A 20601-nucleotide genomic window follows, 5' to 3' on the forward strand; every position below is an offset into this window, starting at 1 on the left:
CCATGCGGATCGTGTTCAAAACCGACTATCTGCAGGATATCCGCCCCTGGAAGGATCGCTATCAGCTCAGCCTCTACATGATCCTTCTGGCAATTGTCGCCGCTGCACCGTGGTGGCTGGATGATTTCTATCTGGGAGAGCTGACGAACGTCCTGATCTGGGCCACCGCCGGGCTCGGCCTGATGGTACTGACCGGTCATACCGGACAGGTCAGTCTGGGTCATGCCGCCTTTCTGGCCTTTGGGTGTTATGCCAACGTCATCCTGATCGAGGCTGGCGTGCCCTTTCTGGTCGCCTTCCCGCTGGCCGGTGTCCTGACGGGAATTGCCGGAGTGACGGTCGCCATCCCTGCCCTGCGCTTGCACGGTATCTACCTGGCGATCTTCACCATGGCCTTGTCGATCCTGATGGATGACGTGATCGTTCTGGCCGAGCCGATCACCGGCGGCGTGGCGGGTAAATATCTGGGCGGGGTCGAGGTTTCCGGCCATCTGGTTGATCGATGGGCCACGCCTGATCAGTTCTTCTGGTTGGTTCTTGGTGTGGCCGTTCTGGTCACCCTCGGCTATATCAACCTGCTGCGCGCACCATTGGGGCGGGCCTTTATCGCGGTGCGCGACTCCGAGATTTCGGCGCAGGCGATGGGGATCGATATTGCCCGCACCAAGATGATCTCGTTCGCCCTGTCCTGCGCCGTGACGGGCTGGGCCGGCGCGCTGATGGGCATGTATGCAGGTGCCTTCAACAACGAGACCTTCAGCGTTCTGATTTCGATCCAATTGCTGATGATGATCGTCATCGGCGGGTTGGGCTCGATCCACGGCGCGTTCCTTGGCGCCATCGTGATCGGGTTCCTGCCGCAGTTCCTGTCGATCTTAAAAGAATACGTGGGTGCGCTGTTCGGTGGCAACACGGTCGCCATTCCGGGGCTGGAGTTCGGCATCTTCGGGATGATCCTGATCGCCTTCATCCTGTTCGAACCGATGGGCCTCTATGGTCGCTGGCTGAAAATCCGCACATGGTTCGAGCTATTCCCCTTCTACCGAAAGGACATGTTCAAGCGGCAGAAATCCTACCTCAAGACGGAACGCCTGCGATGAGCCTGTTGGAGTTCGAAAACGTCACCCTGAAATTCGGCGGCCTGATTGCGGTCAACGATCTGTCCTTCTCGGTTGAACAAGGCGAGGTCTTTGCCATCGTCGGTCCGAACGGTGCGGGCAAGTCCACCGTCTTCAACCTGATATCGCGGTTCTATGATCCATTTGCCGGCGCGATCCGTTTTGACGGCCACGATCTGCTGCAGGTCAAACCCTCGGCCGTGGCCGCCTATGGCGTGGCCCGGACGTTCCAGAATATCGAGCTGTTCGAGCACGCAACTGTTCTGCAAAACCTTCTGGTCGGACGGCACCGGCATCGCCACACCAACCTGTTGTCCGAGATGCTGTTCCTGCCCTCTGCCCGACGGCAGGAGATTGAAAACCGCGAAAAGGTCGAAGAGATCATCGATTTTCTCGACCTGCAGGCGTATCGCGACAAGATGATCGCGGGCCTGCCTTATGGCGTGCGTAAGGTGGTCGAGGTTGCGCGTGCATTGGCCACCGATCCCAAGCTGCTGTTGCTGGACGAACCGGCCTCGGGCCTGTCGGTCGAAGAGACCACGGACATGCGCTGGTGGATCGATGACATCCGGCGGCAGATGGGTATCACTGTGCTGATGGTCGAGCATGACATGGGGCTGGTGTCGGGCGTGTCCGACAGGGTTCTGGCCATGGCCGACGGCGCAAAACTGGCGCTTGGCACGCCTGCGCAGGTGCAATCCCATCCCGCCGTGGTCGAGGCCTATCTGGGGAAAGCCTCATGAGCGATCCTGTCCTGAGCATCCGCAATGTCGAAAGCTTCTATGGTCCCATCATGGCTATCCGGGGTGTGTCGCTGGATGTGCATCGCGGTCAGATCGTCTCGATCCTAGGGGCCAATGGCGCGGGGAAGACGACGCTGATGAAGACCGTCTCGGGCGTGATGGACCCGGAAAAGGGTAAGATCACCTTTGACGGCATCGAAATACAGGGGTCCGAGCCGCATAAGGTTGTCGAGATGGGCATCATTCACGTCCCCGAAGGGCGCGAGGTCTTTCCCCTGATGACGGTCGATGAAAACCTCAATCTCGGTGCTTATACGTTGGCCGACAAATCCCGGATCGATCACAACCGGGAACTAGTGTTTACCTACTTTCCCATCCTGAAGGAGCGGCGCACCCAAGAAGCCGGCACCCTGTCGGGCGGTCAGCAACAGATGCTGGCCATCGGGCGCGGCCTGATGGCGAACCCGAAGATCATGCTGCTGGATGAACCGTCTCTGGGCCTGTCCCCGCTGCTGGTGCAGGAGATCTTTGGCATCCTCAAGCGCCTGAATGACGAGCAGAACATGACCATGATGCTGGTTGAGCAGAACGCCAAGGCTGCCCTTGAACTGGCCCAGCACGGTTATGTGATGGAGGTCGGACGCATCGTCATGGATGGCGCCGCAGATGTGTTGATGCAGTCCGAGGACATCCAGAACTTCTATCTGGGCGTGCAAGAGGAAGGCGCGCGGGAAACCCGCCGTTGGAAGCGCAAAAAGACGTGGAGGTGAGCGGTTGAATATCAGCACCCTGCCCCCTCAGACCAATATCAACGGCGTCTGGTTCAACGCCACTGCCGGACAGCGTCCGGTGCATGTGGATGAATGCACCACCGTCACTCAGCTGTTCCAGAAACGTTGCGCCGCGCTGGGGGACCGCACCGCCCATCGTGAAAAGGACCTTGGGATCTGGAAATCCTATTCGTGGTCTGACTATTGGCAGCACGCCAAATGGATCGGGCTGGCGCTGCGGAAGTTGGGTCTGAAACGCGGTGAGGTCGTCTCGATCCTGTCCGAAGACCGTAAGGAATGGGCTTGGTTCGACATGGGCATTCAGGCCGTTGGTGGAATTGCATCGGGCGTCTACACAACGGACTCGGCCAACCAGTTGAAATACCTGGTCAATGACAGCGACAGCCGCTTTCTGATCGTCGAAAACGAAGAGCAGCTGGACAAGTATCTTGAGGTTGAGGTCGAGGTGCCAAATCTGCTGAACGTCATCATTCTTGAGGATGAGGGTCTGCACGACCTGACCCATCCCCGCTGCATGATGATCGACGAATTGTACGCGCTGGGACAACACGTCGAGTCCGAGGACCCGACACGGTTCGAGGCTGAACTGGCGCTGGTATCGCCTCAAGACACGGCGCTGCTGATCTACACCTCTGGCACCACCGGCAAGCCCAAGGGGGCTATGCTGAGCCATGAAAACATTCTGGCCGCCATCGAAAGCGGGGCCCGCGCCCTGCCCGCCTTTGAAACCGACGAACAGCTGTGTTTCCTGCCGCTCTGCCATATCCTGGAACGCGCGGTCTCGATCTATTTCCCGCTGGCCGCCAAGTGCGTTGTCAATTTCGCTGAAAGCCCCGAGACCGTTTTCGCCAATCTGCAAGAGGTTTCCCCTACCACATTCGTTGCCGTGCCGCGCGTGTGGGAGAAGATTTACTCTCACGTCCAGATCATGGCGCAGGACGCGACCCCTGCAGGTCGGGCCGCGTATCGGATGGCGCTGAAAGCCGGGCACGCGCGGGCTGAGTACTTATGCGCAAGCCGGCCCATTCCAGCAAGCGTTTCGGCGCGGTTCTGGTTGTGGGATCGTCTGGTGCTGCGCAACCTGCGGCGAATGCTTGGGTTGGACAAAATGCGCTGCGGCGGCACCGGCGCGGCACCGATCTCGCCCGAGTTGCTAAGATGGTACTGGGCCATCGGCGTGCCGCTGATCGAAGGGTTCGGGATGACCGAAACCTCTGGGCTGGCGACCATAAACAGCATTGAGACCAACAAGATCGGCACCGTTGGCCCAGCTATTGCCAGCAATGACATCCGCATCTCGGACGAAGGTGAAATCCAACTGAAGGGGCTGAACATCTTTCAGGGCTATTGGCGCAACAACGCCAAGACGGCCGAGACCTTCACCGCCGATGGCTGGCTGCGGACCGGCGATCTGGGGCATATCGATGATCAGGGTTTTGTCACCATCACAGGACGGCTGAAAGACGTCATCATCACCGCAGGCGGCAAGAACATCACCCCGGCCGAGATCGAAAGCCGTTTGAAGTTCAGCCCCTATATTGCGGATGCGGTGATCATTGGCGATGCGCGGAAATACCTGACCGCCCTGATCATGATCGATCAGGAAAACGTCGAGAAATATGCGCAGGATCAGAAAATCCCGTTCTCGAATTTCGCCTCGCTGTGCGCAGCGCCCGAAGTCAGGGATCAGATCGAGGTCGAAATCGCTGCGGTCAACAAGGAATTCGCCCGCGTAGAACAGATCAAGGATTTCCGCCTGATCGACGTGTTGCTGACCGCTGATGACGACGAATTGACCGCGACGATGAAGCTGAAGCGCAGCTTCGTGGAACAGAAACACGCCCATCTTATTGAAGACATGTATAAATAAGGAATTCACAGGGAGGAGAAGTTATGACCAAAGGGATCAAAGGCCTCGCCGCCGCAGCCGCTTTGACGGTGTCCGCGTCCTTGGCCTCGGCGCAGACACAGGGCGTCACGGATGATGAGATCGTCATCGGCTCGGTCAACGATCTGAGCGGTATCTTCGCCGCTGTTGGCGTTCCGGCGACAAAGGGCGCAAACGTGGTGTTTGACCGGGTCAACGCCGCGGGTGGCGTGCATGGCCGGACCATCCGCTATGTGGTCGAAGACAACGGCTACCAGATGCCGCGCGCGATGCAGGGCTATAACAAGCTGTTGAACCGCGACAAGGTGTTCGCCATGCTGCAATCGCTGGGCACCCCGATGAACCTAGCCGGGTTCAAGCTGCTCGATCCCAAGGGCATTCCGAACGTTGCCCCTCTGACGGCATCAAGCCAGATGCTGCAGGAGCCGATGAAGAACAAGTTTACCTCGTTTTCCACCTATTTTGACCAAAGCCGTGTCGGCGTGAAATATCTGGCCGGTCAGTTCGGGGCGCAAAACGTCTGCACCATGTACCTGCCGACGGATTTCGGAGAGGAGATTCTGGACGGCAGCAAGGCCGGCGCCGAAGAGGCCGGTATCACCTTCGCGGCCGAGACGACGCACAAACCTGATGAGACGGATTTTGTCGGCTCGCTGAGCAAGCTCAAGGAAGAAGGCTGCGATATCGTCACGATAGCGCTGGGTGTGCGTCAGGCGATCACGGTTGTGGGTACGGCCAAAAAGATGGGCCTGACCGATATGAAGTTCATGGGCACCGCAGCAAGCTTTCTGACCGTCGTCGCACAGGTTCCGGGCGGAGTAACGGATGGGTTCTACGCCGCCGCCTCATGGCAGGATCTGTGGGCGCGCGCCGAAGACCCCGCCCCCGCCGCGTTTATCGCGGAATACAAGGCCGCAACCGGCGAAGACCCCGTCGGGTTTTCAATGCTGGGCTATTCCGCCGCTGAAATGATGGTCAGGGCGCTGGAGGCCGCAGGACCCGACCTGACCCATCAAAGCTTTATCGCGGCCATGGAAAGCCTGGATTACGAAGACGCACTGGTTGGAAACCGCCTGACCTATGGCCCGGACGATCATCAGGGGGCCGACATCGTTTTCATCAACGTGGTGGAAAACGGGGCCTGGAAGCTGGTCTTCGAAGAGTAACCAAACAGAAAAAGGGCCCGCATAAGCGAGCCCTTTGAAATTCGTATTCCGCAGCGATTAACGCTTGGAGAACTGGAACGAACGACGCGCTTTGCGCTTACCGTATTTCTTACGTTCCACAACGCGGCTGTCGCGGGTCAGGAAGCCAGCGGCTTTCAGAGCGCCACGCAGCGACGGATCGTACAGTTGCAGGGCTTTCGAGATGCCGTGCTTGACCGCACCGGCCTGACCGGTCAGGCCGCCGCCTTTGACGGTTGCAACGACGTCGAATTCGCCTTCGACACCAGCAACCTGGAACGGCTGGCGCAGGATCAGCTGCAGAACCGGACGGGCAAAGTACTTGTCCTGATCCTTGCCGTTCACGGTGACCTTGCCGGAACCCGGCTTGATCCAAACGCGGGCAACAGCGTCTTTACGTTTGCCGGTGGCGTAGGAACGGCCCAGTTCGTCACGCACGGGTTCACGCACGATGACTTCTTCGGCCACGGTTTCAACGCCTGCGACGGCGCTCAGCTCTTCGAGAGTATTGATCTGATCAGCCATCGGTCATTAGCTCCGGGTGTTTTTCTTGTTCATGGACTTAACGTCCAGAACTTCGGGGGCCTGGGCTTCGTGCGGGTGCTCGGCACCGGCATAAACGCGCAGGTTGGTCATTTGCTGACGCGACAGGCGGTTGCCCGGCAGCATGCGCTTGACCGCTTGGGTCACGACGCGCTCGGGGTGTGCACCTTCCAGAATCTGCTGCTTGGTGCGCGACTTGATGCCGCCCGGGTGGCCAGTGTGCCAGTAGAAGTTCTCTTCGCGCTTCTTGCCGGTCATCTGGATTTTGTCAGCGTTGATCACGATGACGTTGTCGCCCATGTCCATGTTCGGGGTGAACGACGCTTTGTGCTTGCCACGCAGGCGCATGGCGACGATCGAGGCAAGACGGCCCAGAACAACGCCCTCGGCGTCGATCAGGATCCATTTCTTGTCGATGTCTGCAGGTGTTGCAGAAAAGGTTTTCATGGCAGGATAGTCCTGTTTGATGTGAAAGACCGCCCCAAGACAGAGCGGCCCGAATTCGATGGATGGGGTTCTAGACGCGTGACGTTATTGCGTCAATACTTGCAATTTGCAAATTACAAATTAATAACAATGGCTTATAAAATAGGTATTATTTTACCCCACATTCAAACGCTGATTTGTTCGGGTGGATTGTCCAGCAACCTGCGCAACCGTTGCATTGCATCCTCGAACCGCTCCAGCGACACATGGCCATTCATCGCAATGCGCACAGCATTCGGCGCCCGTCCGTCACGCAAGGCAAACTCGTCCGCGGACCGGAGTTGTATCCCCTCCCGCTCGGCCGCGCGTGAGAACGAACCGGCACGCCAGCCGGATGGCAGGTTAAGCCAGACAAAAGGCACGTCAGGCGCCCAGTTCAGATCGAACCCACCCAGCGCATTCACGGCGACACGGACATAGTCCCCCATTCGAACGCGCACGTCCCTGGCGATCTGGCGGGTTCGGGGATCGGACAGCAGCAGCCGGGTCAGCTCCGCCAGAGGCTGCGCCAGCCCGAAGTACCCGTATTCAGCCGAGCGCCGCAAATCGACACTTCTTTCTCGGGGGGCGATGGCAAACCCGACACGCAGCGAAGGCGTCAGGATTTTTGAGATCGAGGACACGTGCCACCCCCGCTCAGGGGCCAGCGCCCGATAGCTGGGCTCACGCGCGTCGCCCATACGATAGCAGTCGTCCTCGATGATCTGCAGGTCAAAGCGTCGGGCAACCTCAACAACTTCTTTCCGGCGTTCCAAAGGCGTGTGTGAGCCAGTGGGATTTTGCACCTCAGGCGAAACGCAGACAGCCTGCGCTGCGGTCTGGCGCAACAGATGTTCCATCGCCTTGGGGTCGATCCCCCATTTATCCATCTTCACGCCAATCACATCGGCGCGCATCAGTTCCCCGGCGCGACGGAACCCGGCGTAAGACAGGTCTTCGACCAGCACCACAGGCTTGGCTCCGCGCAGAATGGTTTGAAACACCAGACACAACCCGTTCTGACCGCCATGTGTCAGTACAATGTCGTCATGGGTCAGCGCGCCCAGCGGCAAGTCCGACAGCCACTCGACCACCGCTTGGCGCATGGGTTGATAGACGTCCCGGGTCGGATAGTTCAGAAACAGCCCCGGATCAGCTTGTGACACCTTCTGCAGGCATTCTCGGATCAGAGACACCTGCCCCACATCTGGCAAACGCGGGCTGAACAGGCTGACATTGGCGTTGTACTTGTCGTCGCGCAGATGCAACTGCCTGGCCCACACATCGTCCAGTATGGGTGATTTCGGAGGGGCCACAAATGTACCACGCCCGACCTCGGCTTGTAACAAACCCTCATCAGTCAGAATCGTGTAGGCCCGTGCGACGGTACCCGGTGTGATTTGTAATCGATACGCCAGTTCCCGCACCGGAGGCAGCTTTGCACCAACCTCGAGCAGGTTGTTATCAATGGCTTTTCGGATCGTATCCGCGACCAGAGTGTACTTCGGTCCCTTGGATTTCGGCAGCGCCTCTGGCCAAATTGTATCCATTACAATTCTTCCTTTGATTTTGACACAATCCTGAATGTATCAATCACATATACCGAACAATAACATTTTGTGTCAATACAATTGGAAAGGATACCCACTATGACACGCGCAATGCACAACCCCGCCCTCATGCTGCTGAACGACAGTCCCCGGCTGCCGCTGATCGCCGCGCTGGCCGTGCGGTTTGCGGCGACAGTGACAAAGTGGGAACGTCAACGCCGCAGCCGAGTCAATTTGTCCAATCTGGACGACAGGCTTCTGAAGGATGTCGGTCTGACCAAAATTCAGGCCCGCAATGAATACACCCGCTATTTCTGGCAGGATTAAGTATTCCCCAGTCCCTTGACGGGACCTCTTCCTGGCCGGGCTTTGCCCGGCCTTTTTTAGCCGAAAGCCGCAGCAGCGGACCCCTCGGGCGGCAGTGAATAGGTCATTGTGGCCCGCGCAACGGGCTTGTCGGACCCCTCCGAGAACATCAGAACATCTCCGACCGCCAGGCTGCGACCCAGCTTCAATAAGCGACAATGGGCGATCATGTCCTTTCCGCCCTCGGGTTTGCGCAGAAAATCCAACGAACTGTTGGTGGTCACCGCCAGTGACTGACGCCCCTTGCGGGCCAGCACCAACGCGTAAACGCTTACATCCGCAAGTCCGAACATGGATGGCCCGGATACGGTTCCGCCGGGGCGCAAATGCCTGTCTTCGACCACCAGCCGCATGACAATCGAATCTTCGGTCAGGTCCTCGACCACAAAATCCCGATGCACCTGAGGAAAGATCTGCCTCATATACTCCATCAGGTCGTCCCGACCCATTGCCAACGCCATGCTTCCCCTCCTCGGCTTGCCGACCTAGAGTTGGCCCGACATCAGATCGGAGGGCAAGATGGCAATTCTGGAACGTAACGACACTGGCGCGGTCGCGACCCTTAAAATGAACGCGCCCGAGCGCCTGAATGCCCTGAGCGATGAGATGCTGGCCGCGTTACAATCCGAGTTCGACGCCCTGCGGGATGACAGCTCGATTCGCGCGGTGATCCTGTCGGGGGAAGGTAAGGCGTTTTGCGCGGGTCATGATCTGAAACAGATGACGGCCGGGCGTCAGTCCGAGGATGGCGGCAAGGCCTATTTCCAGGATCTATTCTCAAGATGCGCTCAGATGATGCTGTCGATTCAGTCCCTGCCCCAACCCGTCATCGCGCAGGTTCATGGAATTGCCACGGCGGCGGGGTGCCAATTGGTCGCCACCTGCGATCTGGCGGTTGCGGCCGAGGGCACCCGGTTTGGCGTCAACGGGGTGAATATCGGGCTGTTCTGCTCGACGCCGATGGTTGCGCTTAGCCGGAACATCCCGCGCAAGCGCGCGTTCGAGATGTTGACGACCGGCGATTTCATTTCGGCGGAAAAAGCGGTTGAACTGGGGCTGATCAACCGTGTGGTGCCTGAAATGTTGCTGGAACACGAAACGGCAACCCTTGCAGATCAGCTTGCGGACAAGCTGGGATCGGCCGTGAAGATCGGCAAACAGGCGTTCTACACGCAATTGGATATGTCGATTGAAGAGGCCTACGCCTATACCGGCGAGGTAATGGCACAGAATATGCTGCACCGGGACACCGAAGAAGGGATATCCGCGTTTATAGAAAAAAGACCGCCAAATTGGCATCAATAAGGCGATTGTTGTCAACATTTTTAAAGACTGTCCTCATTTTTGCACTTTTCAAAAAGGCGACACTGTGGCAAAGCTGGGACAGAGCGTATGCTCTGGAGACACTTTTGGGTCGCCGTGGGCGGAAGGTCCCTCCAAGCTGGTTTCTCTCACCGGCGTCGACATTCCCGCAGCGGTGACCCCAAAATCCCTTTAAATCATAAACGATGCGCCCCGTGTTGCGTTGCGCGGTGCTGTGCCCTATGTGGCAGCGCATGACACAGAAATTGCATATCGTGGGCGGCGGCATGGCCGGGTCCGAGGCCGCGTGGCAGGCGGCGGAGATCGGCGTGGATGTTGTGATCCACGAAATGCGGCCCAAGGTGGGCACTTTCGCGCACCAGACCGGCAACCTGGCCGAGATGGTGTGTTCGAACTCGTTCCGGTCGGACGACGACGAACAGAACGCGGTGGGCCTGCTGCATTGGGAAATGCGCCAAGCAAACGGCCTGATCATGACGACGGCGGACGCGCACCGTCTGCCCGCCGGTGGCGCGCTGGCCGTGGACCGCGATCCCTTTGCCGAAGCGGTCACCGAAAAACTGCGCGCCCATCCTCGGGTCGAGGTCACCGGCGAAGAAGTGACGGCCCTACCCGAGGACGGGCACTGGATCTTTGCCACCGGTCCCCTGACCTCGGCCACGCTGGGTGAGGCTATTCGGATCGAGACCGGCGCCGAGTCGCTGGCTTTCTTCGACGCCATTGCGCCCATTGTGTACGCCGACAGCATCGACATGAGCAAAGCCTGGATGCAGTCGCGCTATGACAAGGGCGAGACCGAGGAAGAACGCACCGCCTATCTGAACTGTCCGATGGACCGCGATCAGTATGAGGCGTTCATCGATGCCCTGCTGGCCGCCGACAAAACCGAGTTCCACGAGGGCGAAACCGCCGGCTATTTCGATGGCTGCCTGCCGATCGAGGTGATGTCGGAACGCGGACGTGAAACCTTGCGCCACGGTCCGATGAAACCCGTTGGCCTGACCAACCCGCATCAGCCGGACGTGAAACCTCATGCGGTGGTTCAGTTGCGCCGGGACAATGCCCTGGGCACGTTGTTCAACATCGTGGGCTTTCAGACCAAGATGAAATACGGCGCGCAGACCGCGGTGTTCCGTATGATTCCGGGGCTGGAAAACGCAAGCTTCGCACGTCTGGGCGGCATTCATCGCAACACGTTCATCAACTCGCCCACCCTGCTGGATTCGCAGATGCGTCTGAAATCCAAGCCGAACATCCGTTTCGCCGGACAGATTACAGGGGTCGAGGGCTATGTCGAAAGCGCGGCCATGGGGCTTCTGGCCGGTCGTCTGGCCGCAGCCGAAATTCTGGGCCGTGTGTTGCCCGAAGTACCGCAGGACAGCGCAATGGGCGCCCTGATCCACCACATCACCGGCGGGGCCGAGGCCAAGACCTTTCAGCCCATGAACGTCAATTTCGGCCTGTTCCGCCCCGTTGACGGATTAAAAGGCGGACGCCGGGGCCGAAAGGACCGTTACAAGGCCTATACCGATCGGGCCAAGGCCGAATGGACAAACTGGCTGGCGCATGCTGACTGGACGCACCCCGGCCTGACGTCCTAACATCCGCGTATGAGCGACAATAAAATCAAAGAAAGCTATGGTTTAGAAACGCCCGAGGCCTCACGCGCGCATTATCAGAAATGGGCCTCTTCCTATGACGCCGAAGTCGGTGCGCACGGTTATGCCACCCCCGGACGCGTGGCCGAGGCGCTCTGGTCCAAAATGCCCGAAGCCCAGACGCCCGTTCTGGACTATGGATGCGGAACCGGCCTGTCAGGAGAAGCCCTGCACGCCGCCGGTTTTCAGGTGATAGACGGTGTCGATCCGACCCCCCAAATGTTGGAGGGGGCCGAGGCCAAGGGTATCTATCGCAAGCTCTCTACGTTCGACATAACGGACCCGGACCCGTTGGAGGAAGGGGCCTACAAGGCCATCGCCGCCATCGGCGTGATCAGTGTTGGCACGGCACCGCCCGAGGTGTTTGACATGCTGATGCGCGCCCTGCCCCAAAATGGCTTACTGGCTTTTTCCTTTAACGATCATACGCTTGCGGATAAGTCCTATACCGTTCGGTTGAACGACTGGCTGGATATGGGGGCCGCGCGGCTTCTGTTCCGGGAATATGGTCCTCACCTACCGGGCATGGACCTGAAATCTGACGTATATGTAGTTGAAAAAGCGTGACATTCAAAACCCGTTTCGCGCCATCGCCCACTGGCCCTTTGCATTTAGGTCATGCCTATTCGGCAATGCTGGCCCATGATCTAGCCAAGGTTAAGAGCGGACAGTTCCTGCTGAGGATCGAGGATATCGACCGTTCCCGGTCGCGGTCACATTGGGAAAATCAAATCTATGACGATTTGCAGTGGTTGGGCCTTTGCTGGCCAGAACCCGTGATGCGGCAGTCTGATCGTTTGGCCGTGTATCACGAGGCGCTGGATGATCTATGGGCGCGCGGGTTGCTCTATCCTTGCACCTGCAACCGCAAGGATATCGCCGCTGCCGCCAGTGCGCCGCAGGAAGGCACGCTGCTGCACGGGCCAGACGGGATTATCTATCCCGGTACATGTCGGGCGAAATGGCAGCCGAGCTTGGCACATGACCCGCGCCCCAAAGACATACCGCTGCGTCTGGATGTGGCTGCGGCTGGCCAACTGCTTCTGACCCGCGGGCAATCAGACACCGTCGTGGGATCGTTTCGGGAAGACGGCGCTGGACCCGGTGGTGAGACGGGTACCATCACGTTCACTCTGGATGAACTGACGAAAACCATTGGCGATGTGGTGTTGTCCCGGCGCGATATGGGGACGTCCTATCATCTGTCGGTGGTTTTGGACGATGCCGCGCAAGGCATCACCCACGTGATACGCGGTCAGGACCTGTTCGAGGCAACACGCATTCACGTGGTGTTGCAGGCCCTGCTTGGTCTGCAGGCACCACATTACCTGCATCACCGGCTGATCCGGGATGACGCAGGTAAACGCCTGGCAAAACGAGACGACGCGCGGGCGATCTCGAAATACCGGGCCGAGGGGGCCTCAGCTGCGGATATCCGGGCAATGGTTGGCTTGTGACCGGGTCACTCCATCGGTGACATCAGCTCAACCTCGGTCCCGCCGCGAACAGCAGTGTAAAAGCAGGTGCGTCGGTTGGTGTGGCACGCGGCCCCGGTCTGGCGCACTTGAATCAGCAGACAATCGCGGTCGCAATCAAAGCGGAAATCAACCAATTCCTGCACATGGCCCGAGGTTTCACCTTTGATCCAGAACGACTGGCGAGACCGCGACCAATAAGTGACGCGTCCGGTTTCCAGCGTTTTCTCAATGGCTTGGACATTCATCCAAGCCATCATCAACACCTCGCCCGAGCTTTCATCCTGAGCGATGGCCGGGATCAGACCGGCCTCGTTGAACTTCAGCGCAGAGGGGTCAAACGTGACAGTAGCGGACATAAGAAAAACCTTTTGCATCCCGGTGGATGCTCACTATGTATGGGGAACAGACAACGAGGGAAAGCCATGTCCGGCGAGAACGATCTGATAAAGCTCTATTCCGGCCGCATTCTGGCGCTGGCCGCGGATATCCCGCATCTGGATCGGCTTGACGCCCCCGACGCCACCGTGAAAAAGCGTTCGCCCCTGTGCGGCTCGACGGTGACCGTGGATGTGAAAATGCAGGGCGGTAAGGTCACGGAATACGGGCAGGACGTGAAAGCCTGCGCGCTGGGTCAAGCCTCGGCCTCGGTTGTCGGTAATGCCATTGTCGGAGCGACACGGGCGCAGGTGGAAACCGCACGCGACCAGTTGTCGGCCATGCTGAAAAAAGACGGCCCGGCGCCCGTTGCCCCCTTTGACGGGCTCGAAGTGCTGATGCCCGCGCGGGATTACAAGAACCGCCATGCCTCGATCCTGCTGGCGCTGGAGGCCGCGGCCGAGGCCATGGAACAGGCTGAACAGGCCAATTGCGCCTGAACGTAGCTTTCTGCCGCAAACCCGTCTAACCTCAGCAGAAATTTGGGGGAGAGACTGGTTTGAACAATCTGCTTGAGCATTTCGTTACCCTTTGGGTCGTTATCGATCCCATTGGCACGATCCCCGTTTTCATCGCGGTCACGGCCACCCTGACCGCGTCCGCGCGTCGCAAAACCGCCCTGTTGGCCGCACTGGTCAGCGCTGGCGTTCTGCTGTTCTTTCTGATTTTTGGTCAATTGCTGATCGAGGCGCTGGATATCGGCCTGAACTCGTTCCAGGTCGCGGGCGGCATCATTCTGTTTCTTTTTGCGCTGACGATGATCTTTGGCGAAAGCAAACAGGTCGTCGAACAACACGAGGCCGAGGAAGAGCTGGAAAGGCCGTCGCACCGGCCCAATCCGGCAATCTTTCCTCTGGCGGTTCCCTCACTCGCGTCCCCGGGCGCGATGCTGGCCATTGTCATCCTGACCGACAACCATCGCTACAGCGCCGCAGATCAGGGCATTACGGCGTTGGTGATGCTGTCCGTCATTCTGATCTCGTTCTTTTTGATGCTGTTGGCTGATCCGATCATTCGTCTTATTCGGTATTCGGGTGCGGCCATCATCAGCCGTGTCATGGGGATGATCCTGGCCTCGGTCGCTGTGAACTCTGTGCTGTCGGCAATGCTTGAAATCATCAAGACAGGTGAGCTGTAAGAAAAAACCGCCGCGCCTTCCGGGCGGAAAGGGCGGCGGTAGGTTGTGCGTTTCTCGTGTGGGGTCCGGATAGCCGCGCAGGGCCGAGGCAGGCCCTTCAAGGGAAATGGGACAGGCAGGTCACCCTTGACTGAAATGGGGATGACAGCGCGGTATGATCGGCACGAGATCGCAGGCAGAAAGGGTCAGAACGTTCCGGGCAGGTGAAGCGCCACCATCAGCATGACCACCAGAGACACGGCCCCCACAGCATCCTGCAACAATGTCGATTGCGAGCGGCTAATGGCGGTCTTGATCTGGGTCAGCATGGTCTCACCTCCGGTCGAGATTTAATCCTTTGTTGACCTTTTGTTCTCATATTTTGCCGAGTCGGTAAAGAACTTTTTGAGAACATTTGTGAACTTACGGGAACAAAATCCCTAACCCACTGAAATCAAACGGATTGCCTGATCCTGTTTCATCAACCATAAAAGAACACGTGCCGCCTGACCCCGGTCCGATTTCAGTTGCGGATCAGCCGACAGCAGCGAGCGGGCGTCGGTTTGAGCAATGGCCATCAATCCGGCCTGTCGCTCAAGGTCTGCAATTCGGAATTTTGGCAGACCGGACTGGGCCGTGCCGATCAGGTCACCCGCCCCGCGCATTTGCAGATCGGTTTCCGAGATTCTGAAACCGTCTTCGGTTTCGCGCAGCACCTCTAGCCGTTTCCGCCCGCCTTCGCTGAGCGGCGGTTGGTACATCAGCAGACAGGTGGAATCCGCCTCACCCCGTCCAACACGGCCGCGAAGTTGGTGCAGTTGCGCCAGGCCGAAAATCTCTGCCCGTTCGATCACCATGATCGAGGCATTGGGAACATTGACCCCAACCTCAATCACCGTCGTGGCAACCAGAACCTTGGTCTGCCCCTCCTGAAACGCTTTCATCGCGGCGTCTTTGTCAGCCGACGGCATTTGGCCATGCACCAACCCGACCGTTCCTTCGCCCAGTATCGCGCGCAGGCGTTTGAACCGTTCCTCAGCCGCCGTCAGGTCCGAGACCTCGGACTCATCGACCAGAGGACAGACCCAATAGCACTGGCGCCCTTCGTCGATGGCACGGCGCAGATGGGATACGACCTCTTCCATGCGTTCAGTGCTGACAATGGCCGTTTTGATCGGTTTCCGACCGGGCGGTTTTTCGTCAAGCACCGAGACATCCATGTCGCCATACTGTGCCAGCGCCAGGCTGCGGGGGATTGGCGTGGCTGTCATGACCAGAACATCCGCTCCCTGCCCTTTTTCAGACAGTTCCATCCGCTGCCGGACGCCAAACCGGTGCTGTTCATCAACGATGGCAAGACGGAGCGCTTTGAATTCCACATCGCTTTGGAACACGGCATGGGTGCCGACCAGAATATGAATATCGCCGTTCTTCAGCGCCGCCAGCTTGGCGCGGCGCTCAGCCCCTTTGTCGCGACCGGTGAGGATATCCAGAACAACGCCGGCTTCTTCTGCCAAAGGCCGCAGCCCTTCCAAATGTTGCCGGGCCAGAATTTCGGTCGGGGCCATCATAACCCCCTGCCCGCCCGCTTCGACCGCGACGAGCAGCGCCATGAACGCCACCAGTGTTTTTCCCGCGCCGACGTCACCCTGCAGCAACCGGTTCATCCGCGCCTCCGAAGCCATGTCGGCGGCAATGTCATCAATCGCCCGCATCTGCGCGCCGGTGGGCTTGTACGGAAGGTTGGCCAGTACCTTGGCCTGCAACGTTCCGGTTCCGACACTGACGATGCCGCGGGCCTTTCGTTCTCGTTGCCGCGCCAAAGCCAATGTCAGTTGGTGCGCAAAAAGCTCATCATAAGCCAGACGTTCCCGCGCGGGCGCATGAGCAGCAACATCATCCGCCCCTTGTGGATTGTGCGCAGCCGCAATTGCATCGGACCAGCTTGACCATCCTTGTTTCGACATCAAAGCCGGGTCGATCCATTCCTTTAGATCCGGCGCACGGGCCAAAGCACTGCGCGCAGCCTTGTAGGCCGTCTTTTGCGTGACCCCCTGTGTGAGATGATACACCGGCTCAAAGTCCGGAATGTCCCGCGCCTCTTCCACTGGCAGCATATGATCCGGGTGAACCATCTGCGCCATGCCATCGAACAGTTCGAGCTTGCCCGATATCACCCGCCGTGACCCCTGTGGCAGAACCCGTTTCAAATAGTCGCCACGTGCACGGAAGAACACCAACTGGAAATCTGCCTGACTGTCCTCGACATGCACGCGGTAGGCGCCGCCCTTGTTACGGGGCGGTCGGTGTGTGCCAACGGTCACCTCAACCGTCAGAGTCCTCGGCAGGTCGGCACCCTGAATGGTGTCACGGCGCCTGCGGTCGATGACGGCGTAGGGCAAGCTGAACAAAACGTCGCGCGGCGAGTCCGTACCGGCCTGCGCCAGAACCTGAGCCGTCTTCGGCCCAACGCCATCCAGCGTTTCAAGACCCGCGAATAACGGGAACAGCTGTTCGGGACGTCCGCTCATGCGGTTCCGATCAGCTGCAACCAGCCATCCTCGTCCAGTGTTTCAACCCCCAGCTCAGCGGCCTTTTTCGCCTTGGACCCAGCCCCCGGACCAGCCACCAAAATATCGGTTTTCTTGCTTACTGAACCCGAGACTTTGGCCCCCAACGCCTCGGCCCGGGCCTTGGCTTCGGCGCGGGTCATCTTTTCCAGCGTGCCCGTGAAGACAACGGTCTTGCCCGCAACAGGGCTGCCGGTGGTGTCGGGGCGTTTCGCTTCTTGCACGTCCAGTTGCGCAACAAGCGCGTCGATGCTGGCGCGTTCAGCCTCTTGCGCAAAGGCGGACACGAGGGCGCGGGCCATGATTTCACCAACGCCATCGACGCTCAGTAGATCCTCCCATTCGGGACCTTCGAAATTCACCGCTGCCGTCACAGCGCTCTCAAAGTCGGGCCAAGTGCCATAGTGATTGGCGATCAGGTTCGAGGCCGCCTCGCCCATATGTCGGATGCCCAACGCAAACAGCAACCGGCCAAACGGTATCTTGCGCTTTTCATCAATCGCCGCCCACAGGTTGCCGGCACTTTGCGCTCCCCACCCTTTGCGGTTGGCCAGTTTGCTCAGGTTCGATGCATCGCGCTCTTGCAAGGTAAAAATATCAACCGGAGTTCTGACCGGCAGATCGGGATCGTCATAGAACATCTCGATCTGTTTTGCCCCCAAGCCTTCGATGTCGAAAGCCTTGCGTGAGACAAAATGCTTGAGCTTTTCCACCGCCTGCGCCGGACAGATCACGCCTCCGGTGCAGCGCCGGACGGCGTCACCCTCTTCGCGCACCGCATCGCTGTTGCATTCGGGGCAAGTCGTGGGAAAGTCGAAAGGCTCGGCGCCATCGGGGCGCTTTGAAATATCCACATCGGCCAGTTTAGGGATCACGTCGCCGGCGCGATAGACCTGCACCCAGTCGCCGACGCGGATGTCCTTGCCGTCGCGAATTGTACCGCCCTTGGCATCGCGGCCTGCGATGTAGTCCTCGTTGTGCAGCGTGGCGTTCGACACGACCACACCGCCCACGGTCACCGGGTGCAGACGGGCAACAGGGCTGAGCGCGCCGGTCCGGCCAACCTGAATGTCAATCGCTTCCAGCCGGGTCCAGGCCAGTTCAGCCGGAAATTTATGTGCGATGGCCCAGCGAGGGGTCGTGGACCGGAACCCCAGCCGCGCTTGCAGGGACAGGTCATTCACCTTGTAAACAACACCGTCGATGTCATAGCCAAGCGTAGACCGCTGAACCTCGATATCCCGATAGTGGTCCAACATCTGCCCGGTGTCTTCGCAAAGCCGGGTCAGCGGGTTGGTGGAAAATCCAAAGGTGCGCAACCGGTCAATTGCGCCCATTTGGGTGTCGGACAGCGGCTCGGACACCTCGCCCCACGCGTAGGCGAAGAACTTTAGCGGACGCGAACGCGTAACCTTCGAATCCAACTGCCGCAAAGACCCCGCCGCCGCGTTTCGCGGATTGGCAAAGGGCTTTTCCCCGGCCTCTTCCTGCCGCGCGTTCAATGCGTCGAAGTCTTCATGCGACATGTAAACTTCCCCGCGCACTTCCAGAACCTCAGGCGCATCCGCGATGGATTGAGGAATGTCCGAAATTGTCCGGGCATTGGCGGTGACGTTCTCTCCGACATCGCCATCGCCGCGGGTGGCGGCCTGAACCAAAGTTCCGTTCTCATATCGCAATGACAGCGACAGGCCGTCAATCTTGGGCTCTGCGGTGAAGGACAACGGCTCTGCCTCATTCAACCCAAGGTACTTCCGGATCGAACGATCAAAGTCCTGGACATCATCGTCATCAAACGCATTGCCCAGCGACATCATGCGCACGGCGTGGGTGACTTTGGAAAACCCGTCAGCCGGGCGCGCACCCACCTGATCCGAGGGGCTGTCGGCCCGTTTCAGCTGCGGGAAACGCGCTTCAATCTCGGCATTGCGGAGTTTGAGCGCATCGTAGTCGGCATCGGAAATCTCTGGTGCGTCTTCTGCGTGATACAGCGTATTTGCCCGCGCAAGCTGTTCCGCAAGTTGCGCCAATTCTGCCCGCGCCGCGTCCTCTGTGAGGTCAGATACCGGAATCAATTTGCTCATGGCCTCGCCCTGTCACGTATTCTTGAATCTCAGTGATAGGGCGAGGTCATGGTCAGGTCCAGATGTGCTGTTCAGTGAGTGAGGGAGGCTGCCCCGGACCGCAGGCGACCGTGTTCAATTCAAGCGCCGACGGCCATCCGTGTTTCGTCGACGCTGGTGCTTTGCGGATCGCGCAGGACGTAGCCCCTGCCCCAAACGGTTTCGATATAATTATCGCCGCCGGTCGCATTGCTGAGCTTTTTGCGCAGTTTGCAGATGAATACGTCGATGATCTTCAACTCGGGCTCATCCATTCCGCCATAGAGGTGGTTCAGAAACATCTCTTTGGTCAGCGTCGTGCCCTTGCGCAGGCTCAGCAGTTCCAGCATCTGGTATTCCTTACCGGTCAGATGCACCGCCTTGCCTTCGACCTCAACCGTTTTGGCATCCAGATTCACCGCCACCTGTCCGGTGTGGATGATCGATTGCGAGTGCCCTTTCGAGCGGCGGATGATGGCGTGGATACGGGCCACCAGTTCCTCGCGATGAAACGGCTTGGTCATGTAGTCATCGGCACCGAAACCGAAGCCCTTGATCTTGCTTTCCGTATCATCCGCGCCCGACAGGATCAGGATCGGCGTTTCCACCCGCGCAATGCGCAGTTGGCGCAGCACTTCATGCCCGTTCATGTCCGGCAGGTTCAGGTCCAGCAGGATCAGATCGTAATCGTAAAGTTTCGCCAGATCGATGCCTTCCTCGCCGAGGTCCGTTGCATAGACGTTGAGGTTGGCGTGCGTCAGCATCAGCTCGATGCTTTTCGACGTGGTCGGATCATCCTCGACAAGAAGTATACGCATTTACTGCTCCAATTCGGGTCAATTTACCAATTTCAAATTGAGCCTGCTCAAAAATGGTTAATCTGACGTTACCGTTGAATCATTTATTCACTTTCATCTTTAGGTTGTCGATATTTTTTTAGCGCAGTGACTTTCAGAGCGTCCGTTCCGTGTTCTGCAACCGCCGAAACCCACGCGTTGAACTCCTCATCACTCAGCCCATAGCGTTTTTTGGCGTCCGACAGCGTGATCAGCCCGTAAATCACGCCCCGAACGACAATCACCTTGCGCGAGGCCACCCACCGCGTCGTATCCTCTGGCGGCAGGTCGGCGCGCGATAAAACCGTTCCATCCGGTAGGGTTACGGACCTTGGTCCTTCTACTTTGTGCAAATACATCTCTCGGTCCTCTTCGTGCTGCGACAAAGCTGACATCAGCCTACTTAATGCAGAGTGAAACCGCCCCTTGAGAGT

22 protein-coding genes are annotated in these 20601 nt (G+C 58.7%); 12 read left to right on the forward strand and 10 right to left on the reverse strand.

The features are described from left to right. Window positions 1-2 precede the first annotated feature (2 nt). Genes ACR0NT_RS00615 through ACR0NT_RS00635 form a run of 5 tightly spaced genes read left to right on the forward strand, consistent with a single transcriptional unit; the run spans window position 3 to window position 5706 of the window. A complete protein-coding gene (locus ACR0NT_RS00615) occupies window positions 3-1100 on the forward strand; it encodes a branched-chain amino acid ABC transporter permease (protein WP_170671424.1) in 1098 nt (365 codons plus the stop codon). Beyond that, window positions 1097-1861 (forward strand): ABC transporter ATP-binding protein, encoded by a 765-nt coding sequence (locus ACR0NT_RS00620; protein WP_170442685.1) that lies wholly within the window; start codon window positions 1097-1099, stop codon window positions 1859-1861. The genes ACR0NT_RS00615 and ACR0NT_RS00620 overlap by 4 nt, the downstream gene beginning before the upstream one ends. Next, window positions 1858-2631, forward strand: a complete 774-nt coding sequence (locus tag ACR0NT_RS00625; RefSeq protein WP_170442683.1) for an ABC transporter ATP-binding protein — start codon at window positions 1858-1860, stop codon at window positions 2629-2631. Before ACR0NT_RS00620 ends, ACR0NT_RS00625 begins: the two co-directional genes overlap by 4 nt. A gap of 4 nt (window positions 2632-2635) precedes the next feature. Then, the gene (locus ACR0NT_RS00630) at window positions 2636-4522 is read left to right on the forward strand and encodes an AMP-dependent synthetase/ligase (protein ID WP_170442681.1); all 1887 of its coding nucleotides are present in this window, start codon (window positions 2636-2638) and stop codon (window positions 4520-4522) included. 23 nt (window positions 4523-4545) lie between these two features. Further along, window positions 4546-5706, forward strand: a complete 1161-nt coding sequence (locus ACR0NT_RS00635) for an ABC transporter substrate-binding protein (protein ID WP_170442679.1) — start codon at window positions 4546-4548, stop codon at window positions 5704-5706. Between the two features lie 57 nt (window positions 5707-5763). Here the strand turns inward: ACR0NT_RS00635 and rpsI are convergent, their stop codons facing one another. From rpsI to ACR0NT_RS00650, 3 genes are all read right to left on the reverse strand, one after another. After that, window positions 5764-6249 carry a 30S ribosomal protein S9 gene (gene rpsI / locus ACR0NT_RS00640; protein ID WP_039535473.1) on the reverse strand — a complete coding sequence of 162 codons (486 nt, stop codon included), beginning with the start codon at window positions 6247-6249 and terminating at the stop codon, window positions 5764-5766. A 6-nt stretch (window positions 6250-6255) separates the two neighbouring features. Continuing rightward, entirely contained in the window at window positions 6256-6714 is a 459-nt protein-coding gene (rplM, locus tag ACR0NT_RS00645; protein ID WP_170324880.1) for a 50S ribosomal protein L13, read from the reverse strand. A gap of 164 nt (window positions 6715-6878) precedes the next feature. Then, window positions 6879-8282 (reverse strand): aminotransferase-like domain-containing protein, encoded by a 1404-nt coding sequence (locus ACR0NT_RS00650; RefSeq protein WP_170442678.1) that lies wholly within the window; start codon window positions 8280-8282, stop codon window positions 6879-6881. 99 nt (window positions 8283-8381) lie between these two features. Here ACR0NT_RS00650 and ACR0NT_RS00655 point away from each other — a divergent pair, with 99 nt between their 5' ends. After that, complete coding sequence (locus ACR0NT_RS00655) at window positions 8382-8609, forward strand: YjiS-like domain-containing protein (protein ID WP_170442675.1); 228 nt, start codon at window positions 8382-8384, stop codon at window positions 8607-8609. Between the two features lie 56 nt (window positions 8610-8665). Here ACR0NT_RS00655 and ACR0NT_RS00660 read toward each other — a convergent pair whose 3' ends face one another. Next, complete coding sequence (locus ACR0NT_RS00660) at window positions 8666-9109, reverse strand: PaaI family thioesterase (protein WP_170442674.1); 444 nt, start codon at window positions 9107-9109, stop codon at window positions 8666-8668. Between the two features lie 58 nt (window positions 9110-9167). Here ACR0NT_RS00660 and ACR0NT_RS00665 point away from each other — a divergent pair, with 58 nt between their 5' ends. The 4 genes from ACR0NT_RS00665 (at window position 9168) to gluQRS (ending at window position 13086) form a co-directional block, all read left to right on the forward strand. Beyond that, window positions 9168-9953, forward strand: a complete 786-nt coding sequence (locus ACR0NT_RS00665; protein ID WP_170671422.1) for an enoyl-CoA hydratase — start codon at window positions 9168-9170, stop codon at window positions 9951-9953. A 251-nt stretch (window positions 9954-10204) separates the two neighbouring features. After that, window positions 10205-11572 carry a methylenetetrahydrofolate--tRNA-(uracil(54)-C(5))-methyltransferase (FADH(2)-oxidizing) TrmFO gene (gene trmFO / locus ACR0NT_RS00670; RefSeq protein ID WP_170671420.1) on the forward strand — a complete coding sequence of 456 codons (1368 nt, stop codon included), beginning with the start codon at window positions 10205-10207 and terminating at the stop codon, window positions 11570-11572. 9 nt (window positions 11573-11581) lie between these two features. Further along, the gene (locus ACR0NT_RS00675) at window positions 11582-12196 is read left to right on the forward strand and encodes a methyltransferase domain-containing protein (protein WP_170671418.1); all 615 of its coding nucleotides are present in this window, start codon (window positions 11582-11584) and stop codon (window positions 12194-12196) included. Further along, window positions 12193-13086, forward strand: coding sequence for a tRNA glutamyl-Q(34) synthetase GluQRS (gene gluQRS, locus ACR0NT_RS00680; RefSeq protein ID WP_170671416.1), 894 nt, complete (start codon window positions 12193-12195; stop codon window positions 13084-13086). The genes ACR0NT_RS00675 and gluQRS overlap by 4 nt, the downstream gene beginning before the upstream one ends. 5 nt (window positions 13087-13091) lie before the next feature. Here gluQRS and hisI read toward each other — a convergent pair whose 3' ends face one another. Continuing rightward, the gene (gene hisI, locus ACR0NT_RS00685) at window positions 13092-13481 is read right to left on the reverse strand and encodes a phosphoribosyl-AMP cyclohydrolase (protein WP_170442663.1); all 390 of its coding nucleotides are present in this window, start codon (window positions 13479-13481) and stop codon (window positions 13092-13094) included. Window positions 13482-13529: 48 nt separating this feature from the next. On the opposite strand from hisI, the gene ACR0NT_RS00690 reads away from it, so the two are divergent. Beyond that, on the forward strand, window positions 13530-13982 hold the full coding sequence (locus ACR0NT_RS00690) for an iron-sulfur cluster assembly scaffold protein (protein ID WP_170442661.1): 453 nt from the start codon (window positions 13530-13532) through the stop codon (window positions 13980-13982). A 59-nt stretch (window positions 13983-14041) separates the two neighbouring features. Next, on the forward strand, window positions 14042-14680 hold the full coding sequence (locus ACR0NT_RS00695) for a MarC family protein (RefSeq protein WP_170442659.1): 639 nt from the start codon (window positions 14042-14044) through the stop codon (window positions 14678-14680). A 185-nt stretch (window positions 14681-14865) separates the two neighbouring features. Here the strand turns inward: ACR0NT_RS00695 and ACR0NT_RS00700 are convergent, their stop codons facing one another. From ACR0NT_RS00700 to sciP, 5 genes are all read right to left on the reverse strand, one after another. Beyond that, a complete protein-coding gene (locus ACR0NT_RS00700) occupies window positions 14866-14988 on the reverse strand; it encodes a hypothetical protein (protein ID WP_302478167.1) in 123 nt (40 codons plus the stop codon). A gap of 111 nt (window positions 14989-15099) precedes the next feature. Further along, window positions 15100-17190: an ATP-dependent DNA helicase RecG gene (gene recG / locus ACR0NT_RS00705; protein ID WP_170671414.1), complete on the reverse strand. Its 2091-nt coding sequence runs from the start codon at window positions 17188-17190 to the stop codon at window positions 15100-15102. Then, a complete protein-coding gene (gene ligA, locus ACR0NT_RS00710) occupies window positions 17187-19313 on the reverse strand; it encodes an NAD-dependent DNA ligase LigA (protein WP_170671412.1) in 2127 nt (708 codons plus the stop codon). Before ligA ends, recG begins: the two co-directional genes overlap by 4 nt. 119 nt (window positions 19314-19432) lie before the next feature. Beyond that, entirely contained in the window at window positions 19433-20149 is a 717-nt protein-coding gene (gene ctrA / locus ACR0NT_RS00715) for a response regulator transcription factor CtrA (RefSeq protein WP_170671410.1), read from the reverse strand. Between the two features lie 83 nt (window positions 20150-20232). After that, window positions 20233-20526, reverse strand: a complete 294-nt coding sequence (gene sciP, locus ACR0NT_RS00720) for a CtrA inhibitor SciP (RefSeq protein ID WP_170442651.1) — start codon at window positions 20524-20526, stop codon at window positions 20233-20235. Between the last annotated feature and the right edge of the window lie 75 nt (window positions 20527-20601).

This window comes from Ruegeria sp. AB10, assembly GCF_056542745.1.

What these genes read in the sequence shown, in the direction of transcription:
- ligA (WP_170671412.1), bottom strand. Translation starts at nt 19,313, where the DNA reads ATGAGCAAATTGATTCCGGTATCTGACCTCACAGAGGACGCGGCGCGG.
- ACR0NT_RS00625 (WP_170442683.1), top strand. Translation starts at nt 1,858, where the DNA reads ATGAGCGATCCTGTCCTGAGCATCCGCAATGTCGAAAGCTTCTATGGT.
- rpsI (WP_039535473.1), bottom strand. Translation starts at nt 6,249, where the DNA reads ATGGCTGATCAGATCAATACTCTCGAAGAGCTGAGCGCCGTCGCAGGC.
- ACR0NT_RS00665 (WP_170671422.1), top strand. Translation starts at nt 9,168, where the DNA reads ATGGCAATTCTGGAACGTAACGACACTGGCGCGGTCGCGACCCTTAAA.
- recG (WP_170671414.1), bottom strand. Translation starts at nt 17,190, where the DNA reads ATGAGCGGACGTCCCGAACAGCTGTTCCCGTTATTCGCGGGTCTTGAA.
- ACR0NT_RS00660 (WP_170442674.1), bottom strand. Translation starts at nt 9,109, where the DNA reads ATGGCGTTGGCAATGGGTCGGGACGACCTGATGGAGTATATGAGGCAG.
- ACR0NT_RS00620 (WP_170442685.1), top strand. Translation starts at nt 1,097, where the DNA reads ATGAGCCTGTTGGAGTTCGAAAACGTCACCCTGAAATTCGGCGGCCTG.
- ACR0NT_RS00650 (WP_170442678.1), bottom strand. Translation starts at nt 8,282, where the DNA reads ATGGATACAATTTGGCCAGAGGCGCTGCCGAAATCCAAGGGACCGAAG.
- rplM (WP_170324880.1), bottom strand. Translation starts at nt 6,714, where the DNA reads ATGAAAACCTTTTCTGCAACACCTGCAGACATCGACAAGAAATGGATC.
- ACR0NT_RS00655 (WP_170442675.1), top strand. Translation starts at nt 8,382, where the DNA reads ATGACACGCGCAATGCACAACCCCGCCCTCATGCTGCTGAACGACAGT.
- ACR0NT_RS00615 (WP_170671424.1), top strand. Translation starts at nt 3, where the DNA reads ATGCGGATCGTGTTCAAAACCGACTATCTGCAGGATATCCGCCCCTGG.
- sciP (WP_170442651.1), bottom strand. Translation starts at nt 20,526, where the DNA reads ATGTATTTGCACAAAGTAGAAGGACCAAGGTCCGTAACCCTACCGGAT.
- ACR0NT_RS00675 (WP_170671418.1), top strand. Translation starts at nt 11,582, where the DNA reads ATGAGCGACAATAAAATCAAAGAAAGCTATGGTTTAGAAACGCCCGAG.
- ACR0NT_RS00700 (WP_302478167.1), bottom strand. Translation starts at nt 14,988, where the DNA reads ATGCTGACCCAGATCAAGACCGCCATTAGCCGCTCGCAATCGACATTG.
- hisI (WP_170442663.1), bottom strand. Translation starts at nt 13,481, where the DNA reads ATGCAAAAGGTTTTTCTTATGTCCGCTACTGTCACGTTTGACCCCTCT.
- ACR0NT_RS00635 (WP_170442679.1), top strand. Translation starts at nt 4,546, where the DNA reads ATGACCAAAGGGATCAAAGGCCTCGCCGCCGCAGCCGCTTTGACGGTG.
- trmFO (WP_170671420.1), top strand. Translation starts at nt 10,205, where the DNA reads ATGACACAGAAATTGCATATCGTGGGCGGCGGCATGGCCGGGTCCGAG.
- ctrA (WP_170671410.1), bottom strand. Translation starts at nt 20,149, where the DNA reads ATGCGTATACTTCTTGTCGAGGATGATCCGACCACGTCGAAAAGCATC.
- ACR0NT_RS00690 (WP_170442661.1), top strand. Translation starts at nt 13,530, where the DNA reads ATGTCCGGCGAGAACGATCTGATAAAGCTCTATTCCGGCCGCATTCTG.